Origin of the sequence: Priestia filamentosa, assembly GCF_900177535.1 — a bacterium.
In the GTDB taxonomy this organism is placed as follows: domain Bacteria; phylum Bacillota; class Bacilli; order Bacillales; family Bacillaceae_H; genus Bacillus_I; species Bacillus_I filamentosa.
The window spans coordinates 128,464-152,238 of sequence record NZ_FXAJ01000004.1; the positions used below are offsets into that span (position 1 = coordinate 128,464).

Annotated in this window: 23 protein-coding genes; 15 read left to right on the forward strand and 8 right to left on the reverse strand. The window is 37.3% G+C overall.

The window, feature by feature from the left end:
* Positions 1-17: 17 nt before the first annotated feature.
* The gene (locus tag B9N79_RS16815; protein WP_040057165.1) at positions 18-581 is read right to left on the reverse strand and encodes a DUF2777 family protein; all 564 of its coding nucleotides are present in this window, start codon (positions 579-581) and stop codon (positions 18-20) included.
* 193 nt (positions 582-774) lie between these two features.
* On the opposite strand from B9N79_RS16815, the gene asnB reads away from it, so the two are divergent.
* The 5 genes from asnB to B9N79_RS16840 all read left to right on the forward strand — a co-directional run bounded on the left by asnB (position 775) and on the right by B9N79_RS16840 (position 6,516).
* Complete coding sequence (gene asnB / locus B9N79_RS16820; RefSeq protein WP_040057164.1) at positions 775-2,619, forward strand: asparagine synthase (glutamine-hydrolyzing); 1,845 nt, start codon at positions 775-777, stop codon at positions 2,617-2,619.
* A 501-nt stretch (positions 2,620-3,120) separates the two neighbouring features.
* Positions 3,121-4,284: an ABC transporter ATP-binding protein gene (locus B9N79_RS16825; RefSeq protein ID WP_019393872.1), complete on the forward strand. Its 1,164-nt coding sequence runs from the start codon at positions 3,121-3,123 to the stop codon at positions 4,282-4,284.
* Positions 4,285-4,926: an ABC transporter permease gene (locus B9N79_RS16830; protein ID WP_019393871.1), complete on the forward strand. Its 642-nt coding sequence runs from the start codon at positions 4,285-4,287 to the stop codon at positions 4,924-4,926. It begins immediately after the preceding gene.
* Between the two features lie 41 nt (positions 4,927-4,967).
* Entirely contained in the window at positions 4,968-5,867 is a 900-nt protein-coding gene (locus B9N79_RS16835) for a glycine betaine ABC transporter substrate-binding protein (RefSeq protein ID WP_019393870.1), read from the forward strand.
* A gap of 4 nt (positions 5,868-5,871) precedes the next feature.
* Entirely contained in the window at positions 5,872-6,516 is a 645-nt protein-coding gene (locus B9N79_RS16840) for an ABC transporter permease (protein ID WP_182928750.1), read from the forward strand.
* Between the two features lie 33 nt (positions 6,517-6,549).
* Here the strand turns inward: B9N79_RS16840 and B9N79_RS16845 are convergent, their stop codons facing one another.
* From B9N79_RS16845 to B9N79_RS16855, 4 genes are all read right to left on the reverse strand, one after another.
* Entirely contained in the window at positions 6,550-7,410 is an 861-nt protein-coding gene (locus B9N79_RS16845) for an SDR family oxidoreductase (protein WP_040057163.1), read from the reverse strand.
* A gap of 80 nt (positions 7,411-7,490) precedes the next feature.
* A complete protein-coding gene (locus B9N79_RS16850; protein ID WP_019393867.1) occupies positions 7,491-7,982 on the reverse strand; it encodes a YajQ family cyclic di-GMP-binding protein in 492 nt (163 codons plus the stop codon).
* 212 nt (positions 7,983-8,194) lie between these two features.
* Positions 8,195-8,326, reverse strand: a complete 132-nt coding sequence (locus B9N79_RS25860; RefSeq protein WP_019393866.1) for a DUF3941 domain-containing protein — start codon at positions 8,324-8,326, stop codon at positions 8,195-8,197.
* Positions 8,327-8,375: 49 nt separating this feature from the next.
* Positions 8,376-9,266, reverse strand: a complete 891-nt coding sequence (locus B9N79_RS16855) for a DegV family protein (protein ID WP_019393865.1) — start codon at positions 9,264-9,266, stop codon at positions 8,376-8,378.
* 223 nt (positions 9,267-9,489) lie between these two features.
* Here B9N79_RS16855 and B9N79_RS16860 point away from each other — a divergent pair, with 223 nt between their 5' ends.
* Positions 9,490-10,335: a YitT family protein gene (locus B9N79_RS16860; protein ID WP_040057162.1), complete on the forward strand. Its 846-nt coding sequence runs from the start codon at positions 9,490-9,492 to the stop codon at positions 10,333-10,335.
* Between the two features lie 42 nt (positions 10,336-10,377).
* Here B9N79_RS16860 and B9N79_RS16865 read toward each other — a convergent pair whose 3' ends face one another.
* The 3 genes from B9N79_RS16865 to B9N79_RS16870 form a co-directional block, all read right to left on the reverse strand.
* A complete protein-coding gene (locus B9N79_RS16865) occupies positions 10,378-10,860 on the reverse strand; it encodes a hypothetical protein (protein ID WP_019393863.1) in 483 nt (160 codons plus the stop codon).
* Positions 10,860-11,006, reverse strand: a complete 147-nt coding sequence (locus tag B9N79_RS26200; protein WP_019393862.1) for a hypothetical protein — start codon at positions 11,004-11,006, stop codon at positions 10,860-10,862. The genes B9N79_RS16865 and B9N79_RS26200 overlap by 1 nt, the downstream gene beginning before the upstream one ends.
* 105 nt (positions 11,007-11,111) lie before the next feature.
* The gene (locus B9N79_RS16870) at positions 11,112-11,921 is read right to left on the reverse strand and encodes a Cof-type HAD-IIB family hydrolase (protein WP_040057161.1); all 810 of its coding nucleotides are present in this window, start codon (positions 11,919-11,921) and stop codon (positions 11,112-11,114) included.
* A gap of 213 nt (positions 11,922-12,134) precedes the next feature.
* On the opposite strand from B9N79_RS16870, the gene B9N79_RS16875 reads away from it, so the two are divergent.
* From B9N79_RS16875 to argF, 9 genes are all read left to right on the forward strand, one after another.
* Complete coding sequence (locus B9N79_RS16875; RefSeq protein WP_019393860.1) at positions 12,135-12,440, forward strand: metal-sulfur cluster assembly factor; 306 nt, start codon at positions 12,135-12,137, stop codon at positions 12,438-12,440.
* A gap of 70 nt (positions 12,441-12,510) precedes the next feature.
* Positions 12,511-13,758, forward strand: coding sequence for a molybdopterin molybdotransferase MoeA (locus B9N79_RS16880; protein WP_085118701.1), 1,248 nt, complete (start codon positions 12,511-12,513; stop codon positions 13,756-13,758).
* Between the two features lie 426 nt (positions 13,759-14,184).
* Complete coding sequence (gene argC, locus B9N79_RS16885; protein ID WP_082023560.1) at positions 14,185-15,252, forward strand: N-acetyl-gamma-glutamyl-phosphate reductase; 1,068 nt, start codon at positions 14,185-14,187, stop codon at positions 15,250-15,252.
* 31 nt (positions 15,253-15,283) lie between these two features.
* Positions 15,284-16,516: a bifunctional ornithine acetyltransferase/N-acetylglutamate synthase gene (gene argJ, locus B9N79_RS16890; RefSeq protein ID WP_040057159.1), complete on the forward strand. Its 1,233-nt coding sequence runs from the start codon at positions 15,284-15,286 to the stop codon at positions 16,514-16,516.
* A complete protein-coding gene (gene argB / locus B9N79_RS16895) occupies positions 16,479-17,321 on the forward strand; it encodes an acetylglutamate kinase (protein ID WP_082023559.1) in 843 nt (280 codons plus the stop codon). The genes argJ and argB overlap by 38 nt, the downstream gene beginning before the upstream one ends.
* Complete coding sequence (locus B9N79_RS16900) at positions 17,296-18,456, forward strand: acetylornithine transaminase (protein ID WP_040057158.1); 1,161 nt, start codon at positions 17,296-17,298, stop codon at positions 18,454-18,456. Before argB ends, B9N79_RS16900 begins: the two co-directional genes overlap by 26 nt.
* Before the next feature lie 105 nt (positions 18,457-18,561).
* Positions 18,562-19,632 carry a carbamoyl phosphate synthase small subunit gene (locus B9N79_RS16905; protein WP_040057157.1) on the forward strand — a complete coding sequence of 357 codons (1,071 nt, stop codon included), beginning with the start codon at positions 18,562-18,564 and terminating at the stop codon, positions 19,630-19,632.
* Positions 19,625-22,741 carry a carbamoyl-phosphate synthase (glutamine-hydrolyzing) large subunit gene (locus B9N79_RS16910; RefSeq protein ID WP_046216715.1) on the forward strand — a complete coding sequence of 1,039 codons (3,117 nt, stop codon included), beginning with the start codon at positions 19,625-19,627 and terminating at the stop codon, positions 22,739-22,741. The genes B9N79_RS16905 and B9N79_RS16910 overlap by 8 nt, the downstream gene beginning before the upstream one ends.
* The gene (gene argF, locus B9N79_RS16915; RefSeq protein ID WP_040057155.1) at positions 22,741-23,694 is read left to right on the forward strand and encodes an ornithine carbamoyltransferase; all 954 of its coding nucleotides are present in this window, start codon (positions 22,741-22,743) and stop codon (positions 23,692-23,694) included. Before B9N79_RS16910 ends, argF begins: the two co-directional genes overlap by 1 nt.
* Positions 23,695-23,775: the final 81 nt, after the last annotated feature.

A 23,775-nucleotide genomic window follows, 5' to 3' on the forward strand; every position in this document is an offset into this window, starting at 1 on the left:
CTTCTTACGATCTTTTTCTATCCCAATTTTTTTAAATCAGATGATAAGAACTGCTCACCTGTATTGAGTGTAATCTCAAACCGGTCGTTTCCTTCACTACAATCAAAGTGGTGATGAACTGAACAGATTCTTTCTTCGTTATCAAAGATAAGGAAATTCACGCCGTTTCTTTCACCATCAGTAGGTAAGAAACATAAAGTGTTAAAGCAATAAATACAATCATAAAGAGAAAAAGAGAGATCATTCAATAGTTGGCTTAAGCGCATGAATGAGTGAGTTGAAAGCTCATCAATAAGAAGTTGATAAGCGTGTTGTAGTTTCTTTCCAACGCGTAGCTCTGCCCCATCTTGTAAAAAGCAAACTGTGTTGTTAATTTCAAATGAATTATCTTTTTTCCAACATGCTTTTTGCCAATGACCTTTCCAATATACCTCGCAAGATGAGCTAAGGATATCTTGGAGCATTGATGCTTCATCCTCTTCATCAAAAAAAATCCATTGTGAATCAATACACTCAAGCGTTCCTAAAATAAAGGAGCGTGGTTGCATTTCTAAGCACTGCGTTTTCGATAAATTTTTCATAGGCCACTCCTCCAAATGGTTTGTTGAAAATCCTATTACTATTCTTTGTTGTCTAATTTCCTATTTTCTATAACTATAAAACACAAAATTTTGAAGAAAAAGCGGATGGACAAATCAACCTCTTACTTTTTACGCATAAGATAGCACTATTGAAAAAGCTATGGACCACGATAAATGAAAGGGTGGGGAAAACATGTGTGGTATTACTGGTTGGATCGATTATAATCAGAACCTCCTGAAAAAGCGTGACACAATTGAAAAGATGACAAAAACACTTGAAAAAAGAGGTCCTGATGATACGAATACTTGGGTAAGAGAGCATGTATCTTTTGGACATAAGCGTCTTGTTGTAGTTGATCCAAGCGGCGGCATACAGCCAATGACAAGAGATAAAAAAGAAAATTCTTACACCATTTGCTATAATGGAGAACTTTATAATACAGAAGATATTCGTAAGGAACTTTTAAAGAGAGGCTATACATTTAGCGGCCATTCTGATACTGAGGTGCTTCTTCTTTCCTATGTAGAGTGGAGAGAGAAATGCGTTGAACATTTTAACGGTATTTTTGCTTTTGCCATTTGGGATGAAGAACAACAATCTCTTTTTATGGCTCGCGATAGACTTGGTGTAAAGCCGCTGTTTTACCGTGTATATAGAGGAGGGCTTCAATTTGCTTCAGAGCTAAAAGCTATTCTTGCTCATGAAGATGTAGAGGTAGAAATTACGTACGACGGATTAGCTGAAGTATTAGGTCTTGGTCCATCACATACGCCTGGCCATGGGATTTTTAAAGGGATTGACGAACTGCGTGCTGCACATGCTTTGACATTTAGTAGAGAAGGATTGAACATCTGGCGCTACTGGAATGTAAAAAGTGAAAAACATACTGATTCACTTGAAGAGACAGCAGAACATGTGCGAGAACTGTTTCAGGATGCTGTAACAAGACAGCTTGTTTCTGATGTTCCGGTTTGTACCTTTTTATCGGGGGGGATCGATTCAAGTGCTATTACAGCCATTGCTGCCAATGCTTTTCGGGAACAAGGCCAGTCCCTTCATACTTACTCAATTGACTATGAAGATAACGAGAAATTCTTTAAAGCATCAGAGTTCCAGCCAAACTCAGATGGGGCATACATTAAGAAGATGTCTGATGAATTTAAGACGATTCACCATAGCTGTGTGATTAATAATGAAGAGCTTGCTCATTATTTAGAAGAATCTGTGCTTGTTCGAGATATACCAGGTATGGCTGATATCGATTCTTCTCTTCTTTGGTTTTGTAAAGAAATTAAGAAAGACTTTGTTGTTGGTCTTTCAGGTGAATGCGCAGATGAAATTTTCGGTGGGTATCCGTGGTTCCATAAAACGCATGCTCTTTCTTCTGATAACTTTCCATGGATGCGCTCTGTTGATGCAAGGGTAGATCTTTTAAAAGACGAGTGGCAAAAAAAACTCTCGCTGAAGGAGTATGTAAAGAACGGCTATGAGCAATCCATTAAGGAAGTTCCCACTCTTGATGGGGAAAGTGAAGAAGAGGCAAATAGAAGAAACTTATTTTATTTGAATATGATTTGGTTTATGCCAACGCTTCTTGATCGAAAAGACCGTATGAGTATGGGAGCAAGTCTAGAAGTGCGCGTTCCATTTGCTGATCATCGTCTTGTAGAGTACGTATGGAACATTCCATGGGAGATGAAAACCGCAGGAGGATATGAGAAAGGAATTCTAAGAAAAGCGCTTGAAGGGATACTTCCAAACGAAGTTCTTTATCGCAAAAAAAGTCCATACCCTAAAACACATAATCCTTACTATACAAATATTGTGCAAAAATGGTTAAAAGATATTTTAAAAGATTCCAATTCACCTCTTTATGAGCTTTTTAATGCTGAAAAACTTAAGGCAATTGCAGATTCAAAAGGAAAAGAGTTTTCTGTTCCTTGGTTCGGGCAGCTTATGACAGGTCCACAGCTTCTAGCCCACCTTTGTCAGATTCATGTTTGGTTTGAGAACTATAATATTAAGATTGTGAAATAAAGCTAAAAACATAGTCTCCTTTTTGGAGAGACTATGTTTTTTTTATGCAACATTAGGGGTGGGGAGTAAAAAAGCAGGATTTATTTGGACAAGAAAGTTTTATTAGCTCGTGGGAATACGCTGGAAGAGCCTTATGAAAAGGGATTAACAAGCATAGCGCTATATCCATTAACATTCCGTCTTCCTCTCTAAGACTCTGCCCTTTTATACCGAGAAGTTCTTCTTGATGTTCGGAAGGAAAATTATCAAATTTTTAATGAGAAAGCTTTTGTAACTAAAGAAGATAAAAGTGAAATTTTAGCAACAATTAGTTAGAAGCCTTTGCCTATGAAGCAGGGCTTTTTTTAGAGAATTAGAAAAAAATAGCTGAATTTTAAAAAAAGAGGTTTACTCTATGTAGAATAAGGGTAAATGTTTAGTTCACCTGTGTAATTTAACGGATATTTTAGGTCTAAAAGGTGACAATCATGGAACAATAAACCTAAGAGGTGATGACAATCAATGATTCGACTAGAAAAAGTATTTAAAAGGTATAATGATGGATTTCAAGCCTTAAAGGATGTAAACCTAACGCTTGAAAGTGGGAAAATTCACGTGATTATTGGCCCGAGCGGGTGTGGCAAATCAACTACAATGAAGCATATTAACAGATTAATCACTCCATCAGAAGGGAAAATTTATATTGATGACGAGGATATTTCACAAGTGAACCCAGTTCAATTGCGCCGTAAGATTGGCTATGTTATTCAGAGCATCGGCTTATTTCCTCATATGACAATAGCAGATAATGTAGCTATTGTTCCTCGCTTATTAAAATGGGATGAAGATAAAATCTCAACGAAAGTAGATGAACTTCTTTCACTCGTTAACTTAGATCCACATACATATCGAGACCGTTATCCAAATGAACTAAGCGGAGGCCAGCAGCAACGTGTTGGGGTTGTTAGAGCTCTTGCCGCAGAACCTGATATCATTTTAATGGATGAACCATTCAGCGCTCTTGATCCAATTAGTCGTGAGCAGCTTCAAGATGAGCTTTCAAACCTTCAAGAAAATATAAAAAAGACGATTGTATTTGTTACTCATGATATGGATGAAGCAATTAAAATAGCTGACAATATTGTGTTGATGAAAGATGGAGAAGTTGTTCAGGTTGGCTCCCCAGATGAAATTCTGCGTCATCCTGCAAATGACTTTGTGAAAGAATTCATTGGTGAGAAGCGATTAAAAGCAAATGGAGGAGACTCAGCTTTTGATTTCGAAGGAGATGAACTTCCAACAGTTGAAGAAGTAATGATTCCAAAACCAGTAACAGCCTATCCTGAGAGAGGGCTTGCTTCTTCCTTGAAACTGATGGAGCAGAGAAAAGTAGATACGCTAATTGTTGTAGATAATCGTAAAAAATTACTTGGCTATGCTCCTATTTTGAATATTTTAAAACAGTATCGAGATGAAACGAAAACTCTAAAAGATGCAATGGAACCTTTTACTTATGTTGTTCATAAAAACACTCCATTTACTGTTGCACTTGATTATATGAGCGAGCATAATTTGCCTTATGTTCCTGTTGTAACAAAGGAAGGCATATTCCTTGGAGTTATTACAAGAGGGAGTATGGTAAAGCTGATGGCATCTGCTTACTCCGCAGAAGATGAGGTCATATAGATGGATACGTTAAAAGAATATGGAGTGTTTTTACAAACTAGGTATCCAGAAGTTTTGAGTCGGTTAGGAGAGCATCTTTTAATCGTTGTATTAGCCGTTATTGCGGGCTGTATTCTTTCTATTACTGTTGCTATTTTACTAACACGTATAAAAGAGGGAGTTATTAATTCATTAACGTTCGGACTTGCAAACATTTTTCAAACGGTTCCAACCATTGCCTTGCTTGCCATGTTAATTCCTCTTTTTGGAGTGGGTATGTACCCGGCTGTTTTTGCGCTTTTTCTTTATTCTATTCTCCCGCTATTACGGAATACATACTCAGGAATTAAGGAAGTTGATCAAAGTTTAATTGAATCCGCCAGAGGAATGGGGTTTAGTTCAATGCAAAGACTCTTTAAAGTTGAACTACCTTTATCTCTTCCATATATCTTGTCAGGCGTGCGTCTTACAACTGTATATATTATTAGCTGGACAACGCTCGCTGCACTTATTGGAGCAGGCGGTTTAGGGGATTTAATTGTTTCAGGAATGAGTACCAACAACAACTTTTTAATTTTTACAGGTACAATAAGCTCAGTTATCCTCGCCCTTGTTGTAGATTTTCTACTAAATTTCCTTGTGAAGAAAACACAAAGAGCCTAAATAATTTGGATTCGTTCATCTCAACAGCCAAGGAGGATATTATGAGGATATTAAGTAAACTAACAATCATTTGTGTTGTTTCACTTTTATTTTTATCATCTTGCAGTTCAAAAGATACGATTAAGATTGGAGCAGCAACGTTTACAGAAACAAAGATTGTTGCGCAAATTTATAAACAGCTTATTGAGGATAGAACAGATATTGAAGTAGACGTTATTCCAGATTTGCTTTCAACACCAATGATTTTAAAAGCAATGGATCGTGGAGATATTGATATGTCTTTAATGTATTCAGGTGTTATTTTCAGTAATTTCTTTCCGGTAAAATCAACAAAAGATCGTGATGAAGTATTAAAGATTGCAAAAGAAGGTTTTAATAAATATTACGATTTTAAATGGTTTGATCCATTAGGATGGGAAAATACATATGCCGTCACTGTTCGCAAAGAAGAGGCAGATGAGAAGAACCTACAAACCATTTCTGATCTAGAACCATATCAAGATAGTATGAAGCTTGGTGTTGATTCAAGTTGGAAGGAAAGAACAGAAGACGGATATCGCCCTTTTTCTAAATATTACGGTTTAAATTTCCAAAACTTATATGCAATGGATATCAATTTATTATATCAAGCTGTAGGTACGAAAGATGTGGATGTTGTTGTGGCCTATTCAACAGATCCACGCATTATTGAATACAATTTGAAAGTTTTAAAAGATGACAAAAGATTTTTCCCACCTTATGATGCTTCAATGGTTGCTCGTAACGCCATTTTAAAAGAGCATCCAGAAGTTGAAGGAATTATAGATGAGCTAACAGGAAAAATTGATGCCGAAACGATTACAAAATTAAGCTATGAAGTGGATATTAAAAATCGAAGTGAGCGTGATGTGGCAAAAGAATTTCTAACCGAGAGAGGTTTACTCGGGGATAAATCGGAGTGAGACAATGAATTTTATTAAAGAACTTTTTGGATATTGGGCAGATAATATTGATTTACTGCTTTTGTATACAGGAGAACATCTTCTAATGGTCATTATTGCTGTTGGCCTTGCTCTTATTGTCGGGACGCTGCTTGGCATTATTTGCTCTAGGTATAAAAGGGTAGCTCCTATTATTTTGACGCTTGCCAACGTTGTTCAAGTTATTCCAAGCTTAGCTTTATTAGCTGTTTTAATGCTATACTTTGGACTAGGATTTTACACGGTTGTCATCGGACTTTTCTTATATTCACTTCTTCCTATTATTAGAAATACGTATGTTGGGCTTGAAGAAGTTAATAAAACAACAGTTGAAGCAGGTCATGGAATTGGCATGACGTATTTTCAGATTCTAACAAAAGTACAGCTTCCTCTTTCAATGCCGTTTATTATGGCCGGGCTGCGTATTGCAGCGGTTATCGCTGTCGGTGTTGCTACACTTGCTCCAATTGTTGGTGGAGACGGGCTTGGAAGAGAAATCTTCTCAGGGATTAACTCCCGTAATACTATTCGTATTTATGCAGGAGCAATTCCGGCTTGTATTGTGGCTGTCATAGCTGATATTGTACTAGGAAAGCTTGAACGTAAAATGAAAATAAAAGTTACACGTTAAAAGAAGGCATAGCGAGAACGCTATGCCTTTTCATTACCCATTTACAGGAGTTCCCCCATTTACATGTAGCATTTGGCCTGTCATATAAGAAGAGCTGTCACTCGCAAGGAAGACGTAGCTTGGAGCAACCTCAGATGGCTGACCAGCCCGTTCCATTGGAGTGTTAGAGCCAAATGTTTCAACTTGCTTGCTATCAAAGGTAGAGGGAATAAGAGGGGTCCAAATAGGTCCTGGAGCAACGCCATTTACCCGTATTCCTTGGCCAACAAGAGAAGCAGCTAAAGAACGAGTAAACGAAACGATAGCTCCCTTTGTTGAAGAATAGTCAATAAGGGTTTCGTGTCCCTTGTAGGCTGTAACAGAAGCTGTATTAATAATAGTGCTGCCTTTTTTAAAATGTGGGAGAGCTTCTTTTGTTAGATAGAAAAAAGAAAAAATGTTTGTTGTGAATGTTCTATGAAGCTGTTCTTTTGTAATATCAAGCAAGCTTTTTTGTGGATGCTGTTCAGCAGCATTATTAACAAGTATATCGATTTTTCCATACTTTTTCATCGTCTCAGCTATAACAGTTTTACAAAATGATTCGTCTCCAACATCTCCTTGAAGAAGTAAACAATCGCCGTTCATTTCTTCAATTCTTTTCTTCGTTTCCTCTCCATCCTCTGTTTCACTTAAATATACAATAACAACTTTAGCTCCTTCTAAAGCGTAATGATAAGACACAGCTCGACCGATTCCGCTATCTCCACCGGTAATAACTGCAACTTTTCCGGCTAATTTATCAGAGGGCTTATAGTTTGGATCAATGGAAACAGGAAGGGGATTCATTTCATTTTCAATACCTGGTTGATGTTGCTGGTGCTGAGGGGGAAAAGTCTTTTTTTCATTCGTCATGACAGGGCTCCTTGTAAGTTTTACTTTAGTTTGAGCTTGTTTTTTCCTTGCTATACAAAAAAGAGCCCTTAAAAGGACTCTTAACGAAAGTTGATAAATTGAACATCAATAGGTAAATCAGCTTCACGAATAGCGTTCATAATTTGTTGAAGATCATCGCGACTTTTCCCGCTAATGCGTACTTGATCATCTTGTACTTGACTTTTTATTTTAAGCTTTGAATTTTTTACAATTGTATTAATCTTTTTAGCATTATCTTTATCAATGCCTTGGACAAGTGTTGCGCGCTGACGAACTGTTCCTCCTGAGGCATTTTCAACTTTGCCATAAGAGATATTGCGGGTTGGGACATTTCGTTTAATTAGTTTAGTAATTAGCACGTCTTTTAGCTGATCAAGTTTAAAATTATCATCCGAAATTAAGATAAGTTCCTCTCCATCAAGAGAGATATCGCTTTTGCTACCTTTAAAGTCATAACGATTTTTAATTTCTTTTAGCGCAATGTTGATTGCATTTGTTACTTCACTCAAATCTACTTGTGATACAACATCAAAAGAATTTTCTTTAGCCATAATAACCTCCACCATCTTTTTTGCTTTTTGAGCAAGTCTAATTGGGTTTATTATAGAAAAAATAAAGGATAGAGACAATCCTAAACCTAAAAAACTTTGCTTTTAAAAGCAAAGTTTTTTAGTCGTTATGATTCATCTTGTTGACAGACTACCCTTAAATTCGTTATAAAAAGCTATGATGATTCCATTTTTATGGAAAACAGAAACGAGTCTTAAAGGTGGTCAGGTTTCTTTGACTCTGCATGTTTTCCAAGCTTGCGATTACGTTCACGGAGAAGATTTTTTTCGTGAAGCTCAGCATTATGGTCTCTTGCTTTTTTATCGTTATCACTTGTTTTAGACAATGAAAACAGCTCCTTTCATCCTTAAAGCATTTCTATAGTACTACAGGTATTAGGATAACTCAGGATGTTTTCTTTTATCCGTTGCTTTCGCTTCATTTACAAAGAAAAGAGCGAGGGCACCAGGGCCAGCATGAGAACCAATTACAGCTCCAATAATTTCAATCATAAAAGATTGAGGCCCAAATTCTTGTACAATCATTTCTTTTAGCTCAATTGCAGCTTGCTCATCGTCACCATGACTAATCGCAATTGTTTGATTTGATAAGGTAGGAGCACGATGTTTCATATGTTCAACCATGCGTCGAAAAACCTTTTTTCGTCCGCGAATTTTTTCAAGAGGAATAAGTTTTCCGTCTTCCACATGAAGAAGAGGCTTAATATTTAGCAATCCGCCTACAAAAGCGGCTGTTTTACTAACGCGCCCTCCTTTAGCTAGTAAGGCAAGATCATCAACTGTAAAGATGTGTTCAATATTTTTGCAATAAAATTTTGCTTGTTCAATAACTTCTTTAAAGGATTTGGATTGTAAAATTTGTTGAGCGGTATAATAAACAGCAAGACCTTGACCAAGGGATGCACATTTGGAGTCAATAATTTCAAATTCAATGTTTGGATATGTAGTTAAAAGCTCCTCACGCACGCTGAGTGCGGTTAGGTATGTACCTGAAAGTGCTGATGAAAAAGCAATATAAAGCATAGGATCGCCTTTTTTGGCAAGAGGTTCTAATATTTCATAAAGCCTTGTTGGCGATGGTTGTGATGTTTTTGCTTCATCACCAAGTCGAATATGTTCATAAAGCTCTTCTGGATAGAGCGATTGAGAATCTTCATAGTCCACTCCATTAATATGAACGCGGAGTGGGATTGAGGTTATATTATATTGAGATAAAGTCTGTTGAGATAAGTCAGCCCCGCTATCTGTAATAAGCTGGATAGCCATTATTTCACCTTCCTAAAGTTAAGATAAAAAGTTTCTATTTTACGATAAAAATAAGTGTTGTTTGAATTTCTATTATAAAGATTAAATGGAAAAGTATCCATAGGACTTTACGCAATAAATGATACAAAGGGAATGCTTCTAAAGCCTTGTTTATTGTGAAAAAATCTTTCTAACTAGATATTAAGACATAAAAATCACTTTGCTGCTGAAAGAGAGGAATCTTATGATGCTGATTGAAATTCAGCGCCTTATCATTGTACTGATTGGAGCGTTGTTAAATGCATGTTCGTTAAATTTATTTCTAATCCCTGCTAACGTGTATGCAAGTGGCTTTACAGGGGCAGCTCAGCTTATTTCAAGCATTTTAACAGAATTTACAGCATTTAATATTTCTACAGGAACTCTTTTATTATTGTTGAACATACCTGTGGCTATCTTAGGATGGTTAAAAGTAGGCAAGTCATTTACTTTATATAGTTTTATAAGCGTTATAGGGTCAACATTCTTTCTTGCTATTGTACCTGTCTTAAATGTTTCAGAAGATCTTTTACTAAATGCTGTATTTGGTGGAGTTATTGCAGCAGTTGGGATGGGAATTACGTTAAAGTGGGGAGCATCTACAGGAGGCCTTGATATTGTTGCAATGATTTTATCTCGCATGAAAGATAGACCGATTGGCACGTACTTTTTTATTTTGAATGCTATTATCATTTTAACTGCTGGACTTTTATTTGGTTGGGAAAAGGCTCTTTATACGTTAGTAACGCTATATGTTTCAACAAGGGTTATTGACGCCATTCATACAAGACACGAAAAATTAACAGCCATGATTATTACGACCAAAACAGAAGATCTGAAAAAAGCTATCTATGCCAAAATGGTACGGGGTATTACAACTGTTCCTGCTAGAGGAGCTTTTACGAACAAAGAAAAAGAGATGATGATTATGGTTATTACACGGTATGAACTTTATGACTTAGAAAAAATCATTGAAGAGATCGATCCCGAAGCATTTACAAATATTATTGAGACAGCAGGGGTTTTTGGTTTTTTTAGAAGAGACAATTAAAAAGCTGAGGTCATGTGTATTATGACCTCAGCTTTTTTATCTTTATTTTTTATTGTTTGAACCTTTTAACTGACGAGAGAAGTTTTCTAACTCCTGTTTTTCTTGAGCATCTGCCTTTTGCATTGCTCCTGAAACAGTCTCATTCGCAATTTCTTCACTGTAGTTTTGATTACTCTTCATACTACTTCCATGTAGTGACTGCTGTGAGAAAGTGTCTAAATGCTTCTGTTCTACACTTGAAGCGCCTTCTTTAGCTTTATTGACTGTTTCACTTGTTATATCATACTGCCCGTTATGGCCTCGTGAGCTTTGAGAATGAGACCCTGAGAAGTTTTTCTGCAAGTTACTTAAATGGCTCTTCTCCACATTATCAATACCTTTGTGCGGATGACCGAGAATTTCTTCAGCCATCTCAATACTTTCTTGTGAAGGACGGCGTGTTGGCTGTTGAGCTTTTTTGCCATCTGCAGAATGTGAACGTTGCATAAATCTTTCCATAAGACTTCTTAAAAATGACTTTTCCATTACAGTTGTCCTCCTGTTGAAGAGGAATGAGCACGCGCTTGTTCAGCTTGTTCTAGCGTTAAGTGATAAGGAATACGTTCAGCATGTTTACTTACTGCGTCTGCACCTTGTTTTACAAAACGTTTTGATTTGTTGCTTCTGCCCATTCTTCATTCCCCCTTAAAAGTATACCCGCAAGTGACCCAACATTGGTTGGGGTCAGTTCTATTGTTTGCTCGGGAGAGAAAAATATAACGGAAAAAATTTGCCTACTATAGCTTTAAATGGTCAATCAAGAAATGAGCGATGCCTTCTTCTTCATTTGTTAAAGTAGAAGTGTTAGCTATTTCTTTTAATGAGGGAATAGCATTCCCCATTGCAACGCCAACTCCTGCAAATTTTATCATTTCGAAGTCATTATCTTCATCACCAAAGGCAATAATATGCTGTGTAGGAATGTTGTAATGTTCGGCAACCCTTTTTAAGCCAACAGCTTTATTAATTCCTTTTTTGACAATTTCTATAATGTGGAAAGGAGCTCCCCATCGTCTATGTTCAATAACTTCTGCATGAACGTCTGAAAGGTGTGAACGAATATCGTCTACTTGTGATTGATTTGCATGAATAAGAATAGAGGTTGGATCTTCTCGGAGAAACTTTCGTAAGTCGCCTCTTGTCACTTTAGGGTGGCCAAGTGCAAGTACATCTGTTAATTGTCTATCATCATAATGCACGTACATATCGTCCATAACTTCAGCTAAAATATTAGTGATTTCGTACTGTTCCATTGCTTCTACAATTTCGTGAAGTGTTTTGTGGTTCATTGGGCTATGATATGTTCCAAATGAATCGTCTTGTGGATGATGAACAAGCGCTCCATTAAAGTTCACAATAGGAGTGGTTAAGTCTAATTCCTTATAATACATCGTGCTTGAACGATAAGGACGTCCTGTTGCAATCATTACAATATGGCCTTGCTCCCTAGCGCTGGTAATGACTCTTTTTGTATAGGGGGTAATTTCTTTTTTATCTGTTAGTAGTGTTCCATCAAGGTCTAAAGCAATCAAATGTTTTTCTGGCATAAGAGCTCCTTTCTTATAAAGCTTGTCTTTTTTACTGTAACACAAGTATATGTAGAACAGTGGACGAAATGAACGTTTTAACAAGGATTTAACGCTTTTTCTACTTGTTGTGAGCGTAATTGGTTTCAATAGACTTCATTTGTCGTTATAATGGGAACATAAAAAGCCTAAAAAGTAAGACCGTAAAAGGCAAACTTTAAGGAGGTAGAAAAAATGGAAGCAAAACGTGAAGAAGTCATCATGGAAGCTCTTGAGAACGTAATTGATCCTGAGTTAGGCGTTGATATTGTAAACTTAGGTTTAGTTTATGGAGTTGAAGAAGATAAAGGTACAGTATTTGTTACAATGACATTAACCTCTATTGGCTGCCCACTTGCAGGCATGCTTTCAGACCAAGTGAAAACAGCTCTTGGGGCTGTCGAAGGAGTAGAAGACGTTGAAGTAAATATTGTCTTCGATCCACCTTGGTCAAAAGATCGTATGACTCGCTATGCAAAAATTGCGCTCGGCGTACAATAAAAAAAATCCCATTAGGTGTTTAACACACTAGTGGGATTTTTTTCTATACATAATAGGGGGGAGTTTATTAATGGTTGAGAGAAGAATACCAGTAAAAGTTGAAGAAGCTGTACATAAAGTGATGGAGTATATAAAACATGGAGATGTTGAGGAAGTATTATTGAAAGAAGCATGTGGAAGATATTTGGGAGAGAGCATCATTGCTACGCATCCTGTTCCACCATTCGACCGCTCACCTTACGACGGTTTTGCAATCCGTGCAGAGGATAGTAAATATGCGACAAGAGAAAATCCTGTTTCATTTAAAGTAGTAGAAACAATAGGAGCTGGAAAGGTCGCTTCAGCTCCCCTTCAGCCATTTCATGCTGTTCGCATTATGACAGGAGCTCAAATGCCGGAGGGAGCAGATGCAGTTGTTATGATTGAATTGACTCAATCGTATGTGGAAGAACAACAAACGTTTATGTCTATCAAACGATCATTCGAAGCTGGAGATAATATTTCATTTAAAGGAGAAGATGTACAAAAGGGAGAAGTGCTTGTTGAAAAAGGAACAAAGATTAATCCAGGCACTGTAGCTCTTTTAGCAACGTTTGGTTATTCACAATTACAAGTTATTCAAAAGCCAAGGATTGGAGTATTTGCAACAGGCACAGAACTTTTAAGTGTAAATCAGGAGTTAGAACCAGGAAAAATACGAAACAGCAATGCGCCAATGGTATGTGCTCAAATTGAACAAAGCGGTGGGGTAGCAATAGATTTAGGAATATTGGAAGATGATTTCGAAAAATGCTATAGGGCAGTAGAAGAAGCAATAAACTCCGTTGATTTTCTTATTACAACAGGTGGCGTATCTGTAGGTGATTTTGACTTTCTGCCAGCTATTTATGAAAAACTAGGTGCAACTGTACTCTTTAATAAAGTAGGCATGAGACCAGGAAGTGTCACAACGGTTGCTGAGCTTGATGGTAAGCTTCTTTTTGGCTTATCTGGAAATCCTTCTGCTTGCTACGTTGGGTTTGAGCTTTTTACATATCCAATCATCAAATCGTTTCTTCATAGTAAAAAACCTCACCACAGTGTTGTTAAGGCAACGCTTGGAAGTGATTTTTTAAAGGCGAACCCTTTTACTCGCTTTGTGAGAACAAGCATCGAATACACAAAAGAAGGATTTGTTGTAAATCCCGCTCGTCTCGATAAATCAAATGTTGTATCTTCACTTGCCTTTACAAATGGTTTAACAATCCTTCCAGGAGGAACAAAAGGATTTCAAAAGGGTCAGCAAGTAGATGTTTTATTAACTAAAGATACGAATTAATCAAAACGTGCCAGACTTGCTTGGCACGCTTTTTTTATGACATGTAAATCATTAAGAATAACAAGGTGCTGAAAAAAGAGGGTTTAACATATATTAAAAATTGGTATATAGAACGTTGAAGGAATAAAAAATAAAGAAAATTCTAAAAATATAGATTTTTTGTTTTTCTGATTTTAATTTTTGCTATCTTTTTTGAATAGTTATGGTATATAAATACATGGAGGTGAAAGGGTTTTTAATAAAAATGAGTTAAGATTCTAGTATTAAGACGAATTATGAAAAGAAAAAGTATTCCGAAATGAATTAAATATACAATTGACTTTATTTTTATGCAAAGTTATAATAACAATTAATTCAACTAAGTGTTCTATTCTTTAACATAAATTTAGAGGAAACAGAGCATGCGAACAAAGGAGCATATATAGAATGGATAGCGAAATTCAAGAAAACCAGAAAAAAGTGAAAGTTGGCATTGTTGGTGCTACAGGATATGGAGGCGTTGAGTTAATTCGTTTACTTGAAGGACACCCTGTGTTTCAAGTGGAAGCTGTTTACTCTTCTTCAAAAGAACAAAAAGAAGTTCGAGAGGAATACCCTCATCTTGCCCACTATAATTGGTTGCTTGAAAAAATTGACCCCGAAGAGATGGCAAAAAGCGTTGATCTTATATTTACAGCTACTCCATCAGGAATCTCAACAACGCTCGTACCACAGCTTATCGAAGCTGGAAACAGAGTCATAGATTTATCAGGAGATTTCCGATTGAAAGAAGAAGGCATGTATGAAAAGTGGTATGGGAAAACACCAGGTCCTAAGAAATACATAGATGAAGCGACATATGGACTTGTAGAGTGGTTTTCGGAAGAAGTGAAAGAGAGTACTTTTATTTCTAATCCTGGATGTTATCCAACTGCAACGCTTTTAGGTCTCATTCCGGTTGTGAAAGAGCGAATGATTCAGCCTCACTCAATTATTATTGATGCAAAATCGGGTCTTTCAGGAGCAGGTCGTTCGCTATCACGAACAGCTCACTACGCAGAAATTAATGAAAATATGAAAATATATAAAGTGAATAAACATCAGCATATTCCAGAGATTGAACAAACATTGCACAGATTTGATGACAATATTGGACACGTCACATTCAATCCGCACCTTGTCCCGATGACAAGAGGAATTATGTCGACAATATATGCAACAGTAAAAGATGCTACGACTCGTGAAGAACTTTATGATGTGTATAAAAAAGCATACGAAGGTTCAACGTTTGTAAGAGTTCGTCCTTTAGGTGAGTTCCCAGCAACGAAAGAAGTAAGTGGATCAAATTATTGTGACATTGGAATTGATTACGATGAAAGAACAAATCGGGTAACGATTGTTTCAGTCATTGACAACCTTGTAAAAGGAGCGGCAGGGCAAGCAATTGAAAATGCAAATATTTTAATGGGGCTAAAAGCAGAGACAGGTTTAGGCTTTCTACCTATGTACCCGTAATAGAATAGAAGGATTCAAGGAGGAGAAAACATTGCTACAAGTTCAGGTAGAACAGAAGATTTATAAATTAGAAGAGGGCTCGCTTTTAACTCCAAAAGGCTTTTCAGCCGGAGGTGTTCATGCAGGACTTCGTCATGCAAAAAAAGATGTTGGAGTTGTTGTAAGTGAGAAACCAGCAAGCTGCGCAGCTGTATATACGCAAAATGTATTTCAAGCAGCTCCACTAAAAGTAACGAGAGAAAGTATTGCAGAGGAACAGCTTTTACAAGCGATTATCGTTAATAGCGCTAATGCAAATGCTTGTACTGGTGAACAAGGATTGAAAGATGCATATGAAATGAGAAAGCTTACCGCACATAAGCTTTCTGTTCCTGAGCACTATGTAGCAGTCGCTTCGACAGGAGTAATCGGAGAAATGCTGCCGATGGAAAAGGTGCGAAACGGAATTCTTGATGTTACAACAAATCACGGAGTAAACGGAGCGGAAGATTTTCAAACGGCTATTCTAACAACAGATACGATAATGAAAAAGTCTTGTTATCAATTTGAAATTGATGGGAAAACAGTGACAATCGGTGGAGCTGCAAAAGGATCAGGTATGATTCATCCAAATATGGCCACAATGCTTGGCTTTGTAACAACAGATGCAAATATTGATAGTGAATTTCTACAAGGTGCTCTTCGTTCTATTACAGACAACAGTTTTAATCAAATTACAGTTGATGGAGATACGTCAACAAACGATATGGTCCTTGTATTGGCAAATGGTATGGCGGGAAATGAAGCATTAACAACAGAACATAAAGAATGGTCGACTTTCTATAATGCACTTCAGTTTGTTTGTGAAGATCTTGCTCGTCAAATTGCTAAAGATGGAGAAGGAGCAACAAAACTGATTGAAGTGAATGTTACAGGAGCAGCTACAAAAGAAGATGCAAACAAAGTGGCGAAATCTGTTATTGGTTCAAATCTTGTAAAGTCAGCTGTATTTGGATCTGATGCAAACTGGGGTCGAGTTCTTTGTGCAATAGGCTATTCTGGTGCAGATCTTAACCCTGAAACTGTTCATATTGCACTTGGACCAATTACAATGCTCGAAAACAGTACACCACAACCTTTTGATGAGGAAGAAGCAACAAAATACCTTGAGAATTCTACTGTTGTCATTCATGTGAATCTCCATAATGGAGAAGAAACTGGAAAAGCATGGGGGTGTGACTTAACGTATGACTATGTCAAAATCAATGCTAGCTACAGAACGTAAGGAAAGATCAGTTGTTGTTATAAAATGTGGAGGAAGCATTATTAATGAACTAACAGACGATTTTTTTCAAAGTCTTAGCGTGCTAAAACAAAATCATCATGTTGTAATTGTCCATGGCGGGGGACCGGATATTGCCGAGACTTTGAACGGCTTAAATATTCAAACCGAATTTGTAGAAGGCCTTCGAAAAACGTCTGACGAGGTACTTAACGTTGTTCAAATGGTGCTCGGAGGAAAAGTGAATAAAACATTTGTTACAAAACTTTTCAAAAATAAAATCAAAGCAGTCGGTCTTTCCGGATGCGATGGAGCTATTCTACAAGCAAGGCAAATTCAAGATGGAAAATTAGGATTTGTAGGAGAAGTTAGTCATGTTGAGAGCAACCTCCTTTATAGTCTTCTAGAGCAGGGATATGTTCCTGTCATCTCATCAATCGGAATGGATGAGAATGGTCAGCTTTTAAATGTAAATGCAGATGTTGCAGCAGGAGCTGTTGCCAAAGGATTACAAGCAGAGCGATTGCTTTTTATTACAGATGTAAAAGGTGTTTTAAAAGATGGAGAACTGCTAGAAACGTTAACAGTAAAAGAGGTTGAAAGACTTATTGATGAGCAAGTGATTACAGGAGGAATGATTCCGAAAGTAAAAACAGCTGTAAGTGCTTTGTCATCGTCGTTAGAGAATGTTTATATTGCAAGTGGCACATCTTCATTTTGTAACGAGCAAGGATTAATTGGAACATCTATAAAATATGACACAAAAAGTAAGGAGTGTAATGATGAGCGCGTTATTTCCAACATATAATCGATTAGAGCTTGAAATTGCACATGGAGAAGGAACGAAAGTAACTGATACAAATGGAAAAACATATCTTGACTTTATATCTGGAATTGCTGTTTGTAACTTAGGTCATCGTCCACCTTCTGTGCAAAAAGCGATCGAAGAGCAACTCGAAAAAGTTTGGCACGTTTCCAATCTTTTTCCGGTTTCTCTTCAAGAAGAAGTAGGAGAGCAGCTTGTTACTCATAGCTGCTGCGATGCTGCTTTTTTCTGTAACAGCGGAGCAGAAGCAAATGAAGCTGCAATTAAGCTAGCACGAAAGTACACTGGACGAACAAAAGTGATTACATTCAAGCAATCATTTCACGGTCGAACATTTGCCACAATGAGTGCAACAGGGCAAGGAAAAATTCAAGAAGGATTTGGCCCTCTTTTACAAGAATTTGTTTACCTCCCTTATAACGATAGCGAAGCTTTAGCGAGTGAAATCAATGAGAATGTTGCAGCTGTTATGCTAGAAGTTGTTCAAGGAGAGGGAGGCGTTCACGCTGCAAATGCTGAGTTTTTACAGAATGTACAAAAGCTTTGCAAAGAGAACGGTTCACTTTTTATTGTTGATGAAGTGCAAACAGGTATCGGAAGAACAGGAAAACCATTTGCCTATCAGCATTATGATATTGAACCAGATGTAATTACAATTGCAAAAGGGCTTGGAAATGGATTTCCAGTAGGAGCGATGCTTGGAAAGGGATTCCTCCGTGATACTTTTTCCGTTGGTTCACATGGTACAACATTTGGAGGAAATCCGCTGGCAATGGCAGCTGCAAAAGCTGTCTTGGCTCAGATTTTTGATGAGGGTTTCTTAACAGAAGTCAATAAAAAAGTAGATTATTTTACAGAGAAATTAGCTGAGAATCTTCAACATATTGAAGAAATTTGCGAAGTGAGAGGGAAAGGTTTTCTAATTGGAATTGAAACTTCTGTGAATCAAGGAGAGCTTTTAACAAAGCTTCGTGAAAGTGGATTATTAGCTCTACCTGCAGGACCACAGGTTTTAAGACTTCTTCCACCACTAACTGTCACAACAGAAGAACTGGACGAAGCCATTGAAAAGCTAGAAAAAGTATTTACTGAGATGACTACGACAGTAATACAGTAATGAAAAGAGTAAAAGGTTTGATTGTTCTTTACATCAGACCTTCTTTTTAGAATAAGCTTGTATAAAAATACTTGAAAAGAAATAATTATTCATGAGAGGTGCATTATGAAGGGCTATCTTCATTTAGAAAACGGAGAAACATTTACTGGAGAGCTAGCTAAAACATCAGCAAAGCAAAATGTAGGAGGCGAAATTGTCTTCTTCACCGGAATGACGGGCTATCAGGAAGTACTAACAGATCCTTCTTACAAAGATCAAATTATTGTGTTCACGTATCCGCTTATTGGCAATTATGGAATCAACAAAGAAGATTTTGAAAGTAAGAAGCCTCACGTGTCTGCTGTTGTGGTATATGAAAGTAAAACGAGTAAATACCATTATGAAGCTAATTACTCATTAGAGGAATATTTAAAAAAATGGGATATTCCACTTATTAAACACGTTGATACAAGAGCGGTTGTGAAGAGAATTCGTAGACAAGGAACAATGGGAGCAACGATTGCAACAGAAGCAGCTGTTGTGAATCCGTTAAAAGAAGGAAAGCAAATTCAAGCTGTATCTGTTGAACAGTTCGAAACAATTGGGGAAGGAAAGCGACACGTCGTGTTGATGGATTTTGGCTTTAAAAAATCTATTTTGGATTCTCTTCTGGAGAAAGATTGTAAAGTAACGATTGCTCCGTACAATACCACAAAAGAGCAAATTGAAGCCCTCAAGCCAGATGGAGTTGTGCTTTCTAATGGACCAGGAGATCCTGTTCAAATGAATCCACAACTTTCACATTTAAAGGAAATCGTATCATCATACCCAACCCTCGGCATTTGTATGGGTCATCAGCTTATCGGATTGACTTTTGGTGCATTAACTAAAAAACTTACATTTGGTCATCGTGGAGCAAATCAGCCTGTAATTGATTTGAAAACAAAGCGCGTCGTTATGACATCTCAAAATCATAGCTATGTTGTGGATGAACAAAGTCTAGAAAATACAGAACTACAAGTTCGCTTTAAAAATGTAAACGACAAATCTGTTGAAGGATTAGCACATAAGAAGTTACCTGTCATTTCGGTACAATATCATCCAGAAGCACATCCAGGACCAAGTGAAAGTAACTACATTTTTGATGAATTTTTAACACTTATGAAAGAAGCAGGGAGAGAGAAAGCATATGCCTAAAGATACAACATTAACCACAATACTAGTCATCGGTTCTGGTCCGATTGTAATTGGGCAAGCAGCAGAATTTGATTATTCAGGGGCTCAAGCTTGCTTATCTCTAAAAGAAGAAGGATACAGAGTTATTCTTTTAAATAACAATCCAGCTACAATTATGACTGATAATCATATTGCAGATAAAGTATATTTTGAGCCTTTAACAGTAAGCTCTGTTGAGAAAATTATTGAAAAAGAACAGCCAGAAGGTCTTCTTGCTACACTTGGAGGTCAAACAGGACTAAACTTAGCATTGAACCTTGATGAACAAGGAATTCCAGAGAAGTACGGAGTACGCCTCCTTGGAACGCCTATTGAATCTATTCAAAAAGGAGAGAGTCGTGAGAAATTCCGCGCCCTTATGAAAGAGTTAAATGAGCCTGTTCCTGAAAGTGAAATCGTAACAACGGTTGAAGAAGCAGTAGCGTTTTCTGAGAAAATTGACTTTCCTCTTATTGTAAGACCAGCTTATACGCTTGGAGGAACAGGAGGCGGAATTGCTCATACACTTCAAGATCTCAAAACACTAACAGAAAGTGGTCTTCGTGAAAGTGCTATTTCACAGTGCTTAATAGAGAAAAGCATTGCGGGGTTTAAAGAAGTAGAATATGAAGTTATGCGTGATTACAAAAATACGTGTATTACGGTTTGTAATATGGAAAATATCGACCCTGTTGGCGTTCATACAGGTGATTCTGTTGTTGTTGCTCCGTCTCAAACGCTCACAGATGTGGAGTATCACATGCTTCGTACTGCATCAATTAAAATCATCTCAGCACTTGGAATTGTAGGAGGCTGTAATATTCAGTTTGCTCTTGATCCAAATAGCAAGCAGTACTATCTCATTGAGGTGAACCCACGTGTGAGTCGCTCTTCAGCACTTGCTTCAAAAGCAACAGGATATCCAATTGCCAAAATTGCAGCAAAACTCTCTGTTGGTTACAGCTTAGATGAAATCTTAAATCCTGTAACAGGAACAACATATGCAAGCTTTGAACCTGCTCTTGATTATGTAGTAACAAAAGTACCTCGTTTTCCGTTTGATAAATTTATGGAAGCAGACCGTTCACTTGGAACACAAATGAAAGCAACAGGAGAAGTAATGGCAATTGACCGTAACTTTGAACGAAGCTTCCAAAAAGCCCTTTACTCACTTGAAATGGATAATGATGGAATGGTCCTTCCTTCTCTTGCACATAAAAGTGAAGATGAGCTTGTTGAGCTTATCTTAGCTCAAACAGATGAGCGCCTATTCGGTATTATTGAACTATTGCGTCGCGGTTTTGATGGGAATAGAATTCATGAATTAACAAAAATTGATTTATTTTTCATTGATCATTTCCACCATCTTGTTCAGTTAGAGGAACAGCTTACAGAGACAACGCTCGAAAAAGTTGAAGAAGATTTGTTTAAACTTGCAAAAGAAAAAGGATTTTCAGACGCAATGCTTGCCCATGTGTGGGATACAACTGAATCTGTTGTACGAGCAAAACGTAAGGAAAAAGGAATCATACCAAGCTACAAAATGGTCGATACATGTGCAGCAGAGTTTGCTTCTGAAACAGCCTACTATTATTCAAGCTATTTTGGCGAAACAGAAACAATCCCTTCTTCAAAGAAAAAAATTGCTATCATTGGTTCAGGTCCTATCCGTATTGGTCAAGGAGTTGAATTTGACTACAGCTCTGTTCACGGGGTATTGGCACTTGAAAAAGCAGGATATGAAACAATTTTAATTAACAATAACCCAGAGACAGTAAGTACAGACTTTGAACTTGCTGATCGCTTATACTTTGAACCATTGACTGTTGAAGATGTATTAAATGTGTTAGAAGCAGAAGGGACAATGGATGTTATTGTTCAATATGGTGGTCAGACAGCTATTTCCCTTGTGGATGGGTTAACAGAAGCTGGCGTTTCTATTCTTGGCGTTGGTAAAGAAGTAATTGATGCACTCGAAGATCGTGACCAGTTTTATAAGCTTCTTCAAAAACTAAATATTCCACATATTCAAGGGGAAATGGCAGCAAATGAAGAAGAGCTTGTTCATAAGGCAAAGCAAATTGGATTCCCTGTCCTGATTCGCCCATCTTTTGTAATTGGCGGAAGAGGAATGATGACAATCTATAATGAAGAAGAGCTTGAAAAGTGTTTGGCTAAAGTTCATCCAACACATTATCCAATTTTGATCGATCGTTATTTGAAAACAACAGAAGTTGAAATTGATGCGGTATGTGATGGAGAAAATGTTGTGATTCCAACAATTGTAGAGCATGTTGAAAAAGCAGGTGTCCACTCTGGTGATAGCTATGCATGGTTGCCGGCTCAAAGTTTATCAGAAAAAGAAAAAGCATACATTGTAGATTATGCAGAGAAAATTTCAAAAGAAGTCGGTTATAAGGGGATTATGAACATTCAATATATTGTGCAAGATGGAACTGTTTATGTATTGGAAGTAAATCCACGAGCAAGTCGAACAGTACCACTTGTAAGTAAAGTTACAGGCGTTTCCCTTATTTCACTTTCAACAGATGTATTGCTCGGGAAATTATTGACGGATCTTTGTGAAGAAACAGGATTATTGTCCGATATTCCATATAAAGTGCTAAAATTCCCTGTCTTTTCGACAACGAAAATCTCTGGCGTTGATCCGCATGTTGGACCTGAAATGAAGTCAACAGGTGAAGGAGTTGCCATCGCAGCTACTGCAGAAGAAGCAGCATATAAAGTGTTTAAAAGCTATCTTGAGATTCATGATAAGGGCACAGAAATTTATGTGGACAGCAGTGATATTCCAGAGCTTCTTACTCAGAAAGCGAAAGAAGCAGGTGTCAAGCTTGTAACAGAAGGCGCTATAGAAGATTGGGCTAAAGGAGAGTCCGCTCTATTATTTTTAAGCTTAAAGGATATTTCAGAAGGAAAAGAGAATCGTTTAAAAGCTTTAAAACATGGCTTGTTTGTTATGAATGAGTTAGAGACGTGCTTTGTCTTTTTGCAAGGATATAGTCATCAAAACTATACAGTGCAGTCGCTTCAAGAATGGCAAAATGAGAGAGAAGAGGTTGGTGCATAATGAATTCTTTACAAGCAAACGAAGTAAATGTAAAAGGAAAAAGCTTATTAACATTACTCGACTGGTCAAAGGAAGAAATTGAAGCAGTTTTACAAAAAGGGGTTGAGCTCAAAAAAGAGCGTAAAGAAGGAGAGTTGAATACATCTCTTAATGGTCAAACCCTTGGTCTTATTTTTGAAAAGTCTTCAACACGTACAAGAGTATCGTTTGAAGCTGGGATGATGCAGCTTGGTGGAAATGCGCTTTATCTAAATGGGCAAGATTTACAAATTGGTAGAGGAGAAAGCATTCACGATACAGCTAAAGTGCTCTCAGAATTCATTGATGCTATTATGATTAGAACGTTTGAGCATAGCAAGGTAGAAGAACTTGCAAAGTATGGTTCAATTCCTGTAATTAACGGTCTTACAGACGAGTTTCATCCATGCCAAGCTCTTGCTGATTTGATGACGATTTATGAAGAAAAAGGTACATTGAAGGGATTAAAAGTAGCTTATATTGGGGATGGCAATAATGTAGCTCACTCTTTAATGATTGCATGTGCCAAAGTAGGGGCTCATTTTTCAATTGCTTGTCCAAAAGGCTATGAGCCTAAAGAGTGGATTGTGAACGAAGCACGAAAAATTGCTGAACAACAAGACGCAAATATCAATATTGTAGAGAACCCTGTTGAAGCTGTCCAAGATTCAGATGCAGTTTACACAGATGTGTGGACAAGTATGGGGCAAGAAGCTGAAAATGATATTCGCTTAAAAGCTTTTTCAAACTATCAAGTAAACGATGAGCTTGTGAAGCATGCTAAAGATGACTACTTGTTCCTTCATTGTCTTCCTGCACATCGGGAAGAAGAAGTAACAGCTTCAGTAATTGATGGAGACAACTCTTACGTTTTTCAGCAAGCTGGAAATAGAATGCACGTTCAGAAAGCTCTGTTACAGCTTATTCTTGGCTAAAAAGGATTTCAAGCAGCACACTTTAAAGTGTGCTGCTTTTTTGTTTAAGGATAGAAAGAGTCGGGAACTTCAACACTAGAA

Bases quoted from the DNA above. Each gene is read 5' to 3' on its own strand.
- B9N79_RS16815 (WP_040057165.1), bottom strand. From the start codon at position 581: ATGAAAAATTTATCGAAAACGCAGTGCTTAGAAATGCAACCACGCTCC.
- asnB (WP_040057164.1), top strand. From the start codon at position 775: ATGTGTGGTATTACTGGTTGGATCGATTATAATCAGAACCTCCTGAAA.
- B9N79_RS16825 (WP_019393872.1), top strand. From the start codon at position 3,121: ATGATTCGACTAGAAAAAGTATTTAAAAGGTATAATGATGGATTTCAA.
- B9N79_RS16830 (WP_019393871.1), top strand. From the start codon at position 4,285: ATGGATACGTTAAAAGAATATGGAGTGTTTTTACAAACTAGGTATCCA.
- B9N79_RS16835 (WP_019393870.1), top strand. From the start codon at position 4,968: ATGAGGATATTAAGTAAACTAACAATCATTTGTGTTGTTTCACTTTTA.
- B9N79_RS16840 (WP_182928750.1), top strand. From the start codon at position 5,872: ATGAATTTTATTAAAGAACTTTTTGGATATTGGGCAGATAATATTGAT.
- B9N79_RS16845 (WP_040057163.1), bottom strand. From the start codon at position 7,410: ATGACGAATGAAAAAAAGACTTTTCCCCCTCAGCACCAGCAACATCAA.
- B9N79_RS16850 (WP_019393867.1), bottom strand. From the start codon at position 7,982: ATGGCTAAAGAAAATTCTTTTGATGTTGTATCACAAGTAGATTTGAGT.
- B9N79_RS16855 (WP_019393865.1), bottom strand. From the start codon at position 9,266: ATGGCTATCCAGCTTATTACAGATAGCGGGGCTGACTTATCTCAACAG.
- B9N79_RS16860 (WP_040057162.1), top strand. From the start codon at position 9,490: ATGATGCTGATTGAAATTCAGCGCCTTATCATTGTACTGATTGGAGCG.
- B9N79_RS16865 (WP_019393863.1), bottom strand. From the start codon at position 10,860: ATGGAAAAGTCATTTTTAAGAAGTCTTATGGAAAGATTTATGCAACGT.
- B9N79_RS26200 (WP_019393862.1), bottom strand. From the start codon at position 11,006: ATGGGCAGAAGCAACAAATCAAAACGTTTTGTAAAACAAGGTGCAGAC.
- B9N79_RS16870 (WP_040057161.1), bottom strand. From the start codon at position 11,921: ATGCCAGAAAAACATTTGATTGCTTTAGACCTTGATGGAACACTACTA.
- B9N79_RS16875 (WP_019393860.1), top strand. From the start codon at position 12,135: ATGGAAGCAAAACGTGAAGAAGTCATCATGGAAGCTCTTGAGAACGTA.
- B9N79_RS16880 (WP_085118701.1), top strand. From the start codon at position 12,511: ATGGTTGAGAGAAGAATACCAGTAAAAGTTGAAGAAGCTGTACATAAA.
- argC (WP_082023560.1), top strand. From the start codon at position 14,185: ATGGATAGCGAAATTCAAGAAAACCAGAAAAAAGTGAAAGTTGGCATT.
- argB (WP_082023559.1), top strand. From the start codon at position 16,479: ATGACTATGTCAAAATCAATGCTAGCTACAGAACGTAAGGAAAGATCA.
- B9N79_RS16900 (WP_040057158.1), top strand. From the start codon at position 17,296: ATGAGCGCGTTATTTCCAACATATAATCGATTAGAGCTTGAAATTGCA.
- B9N79_RS16905 (WP_040057157.1), top strand. From the start codon at position 18,562: ATGAAGGGCTATCTTCATTTAGAAAACGGAGAAACATTTACTGGAGAG.
- B9N79_RS16910 (WP_046216715.1), top strand. From the start codon at position 19,625: ATGCCTAAAGATACAACATTAACCACAATACTAGTCATCGGTTCTGGT.
- argF (WP_040057155.1), top strand. From the start codon at position 22,741: ATGAATTCTTTACAAGCAAACGAAGTAAATGTAAAAGGAAAAAGCTTA.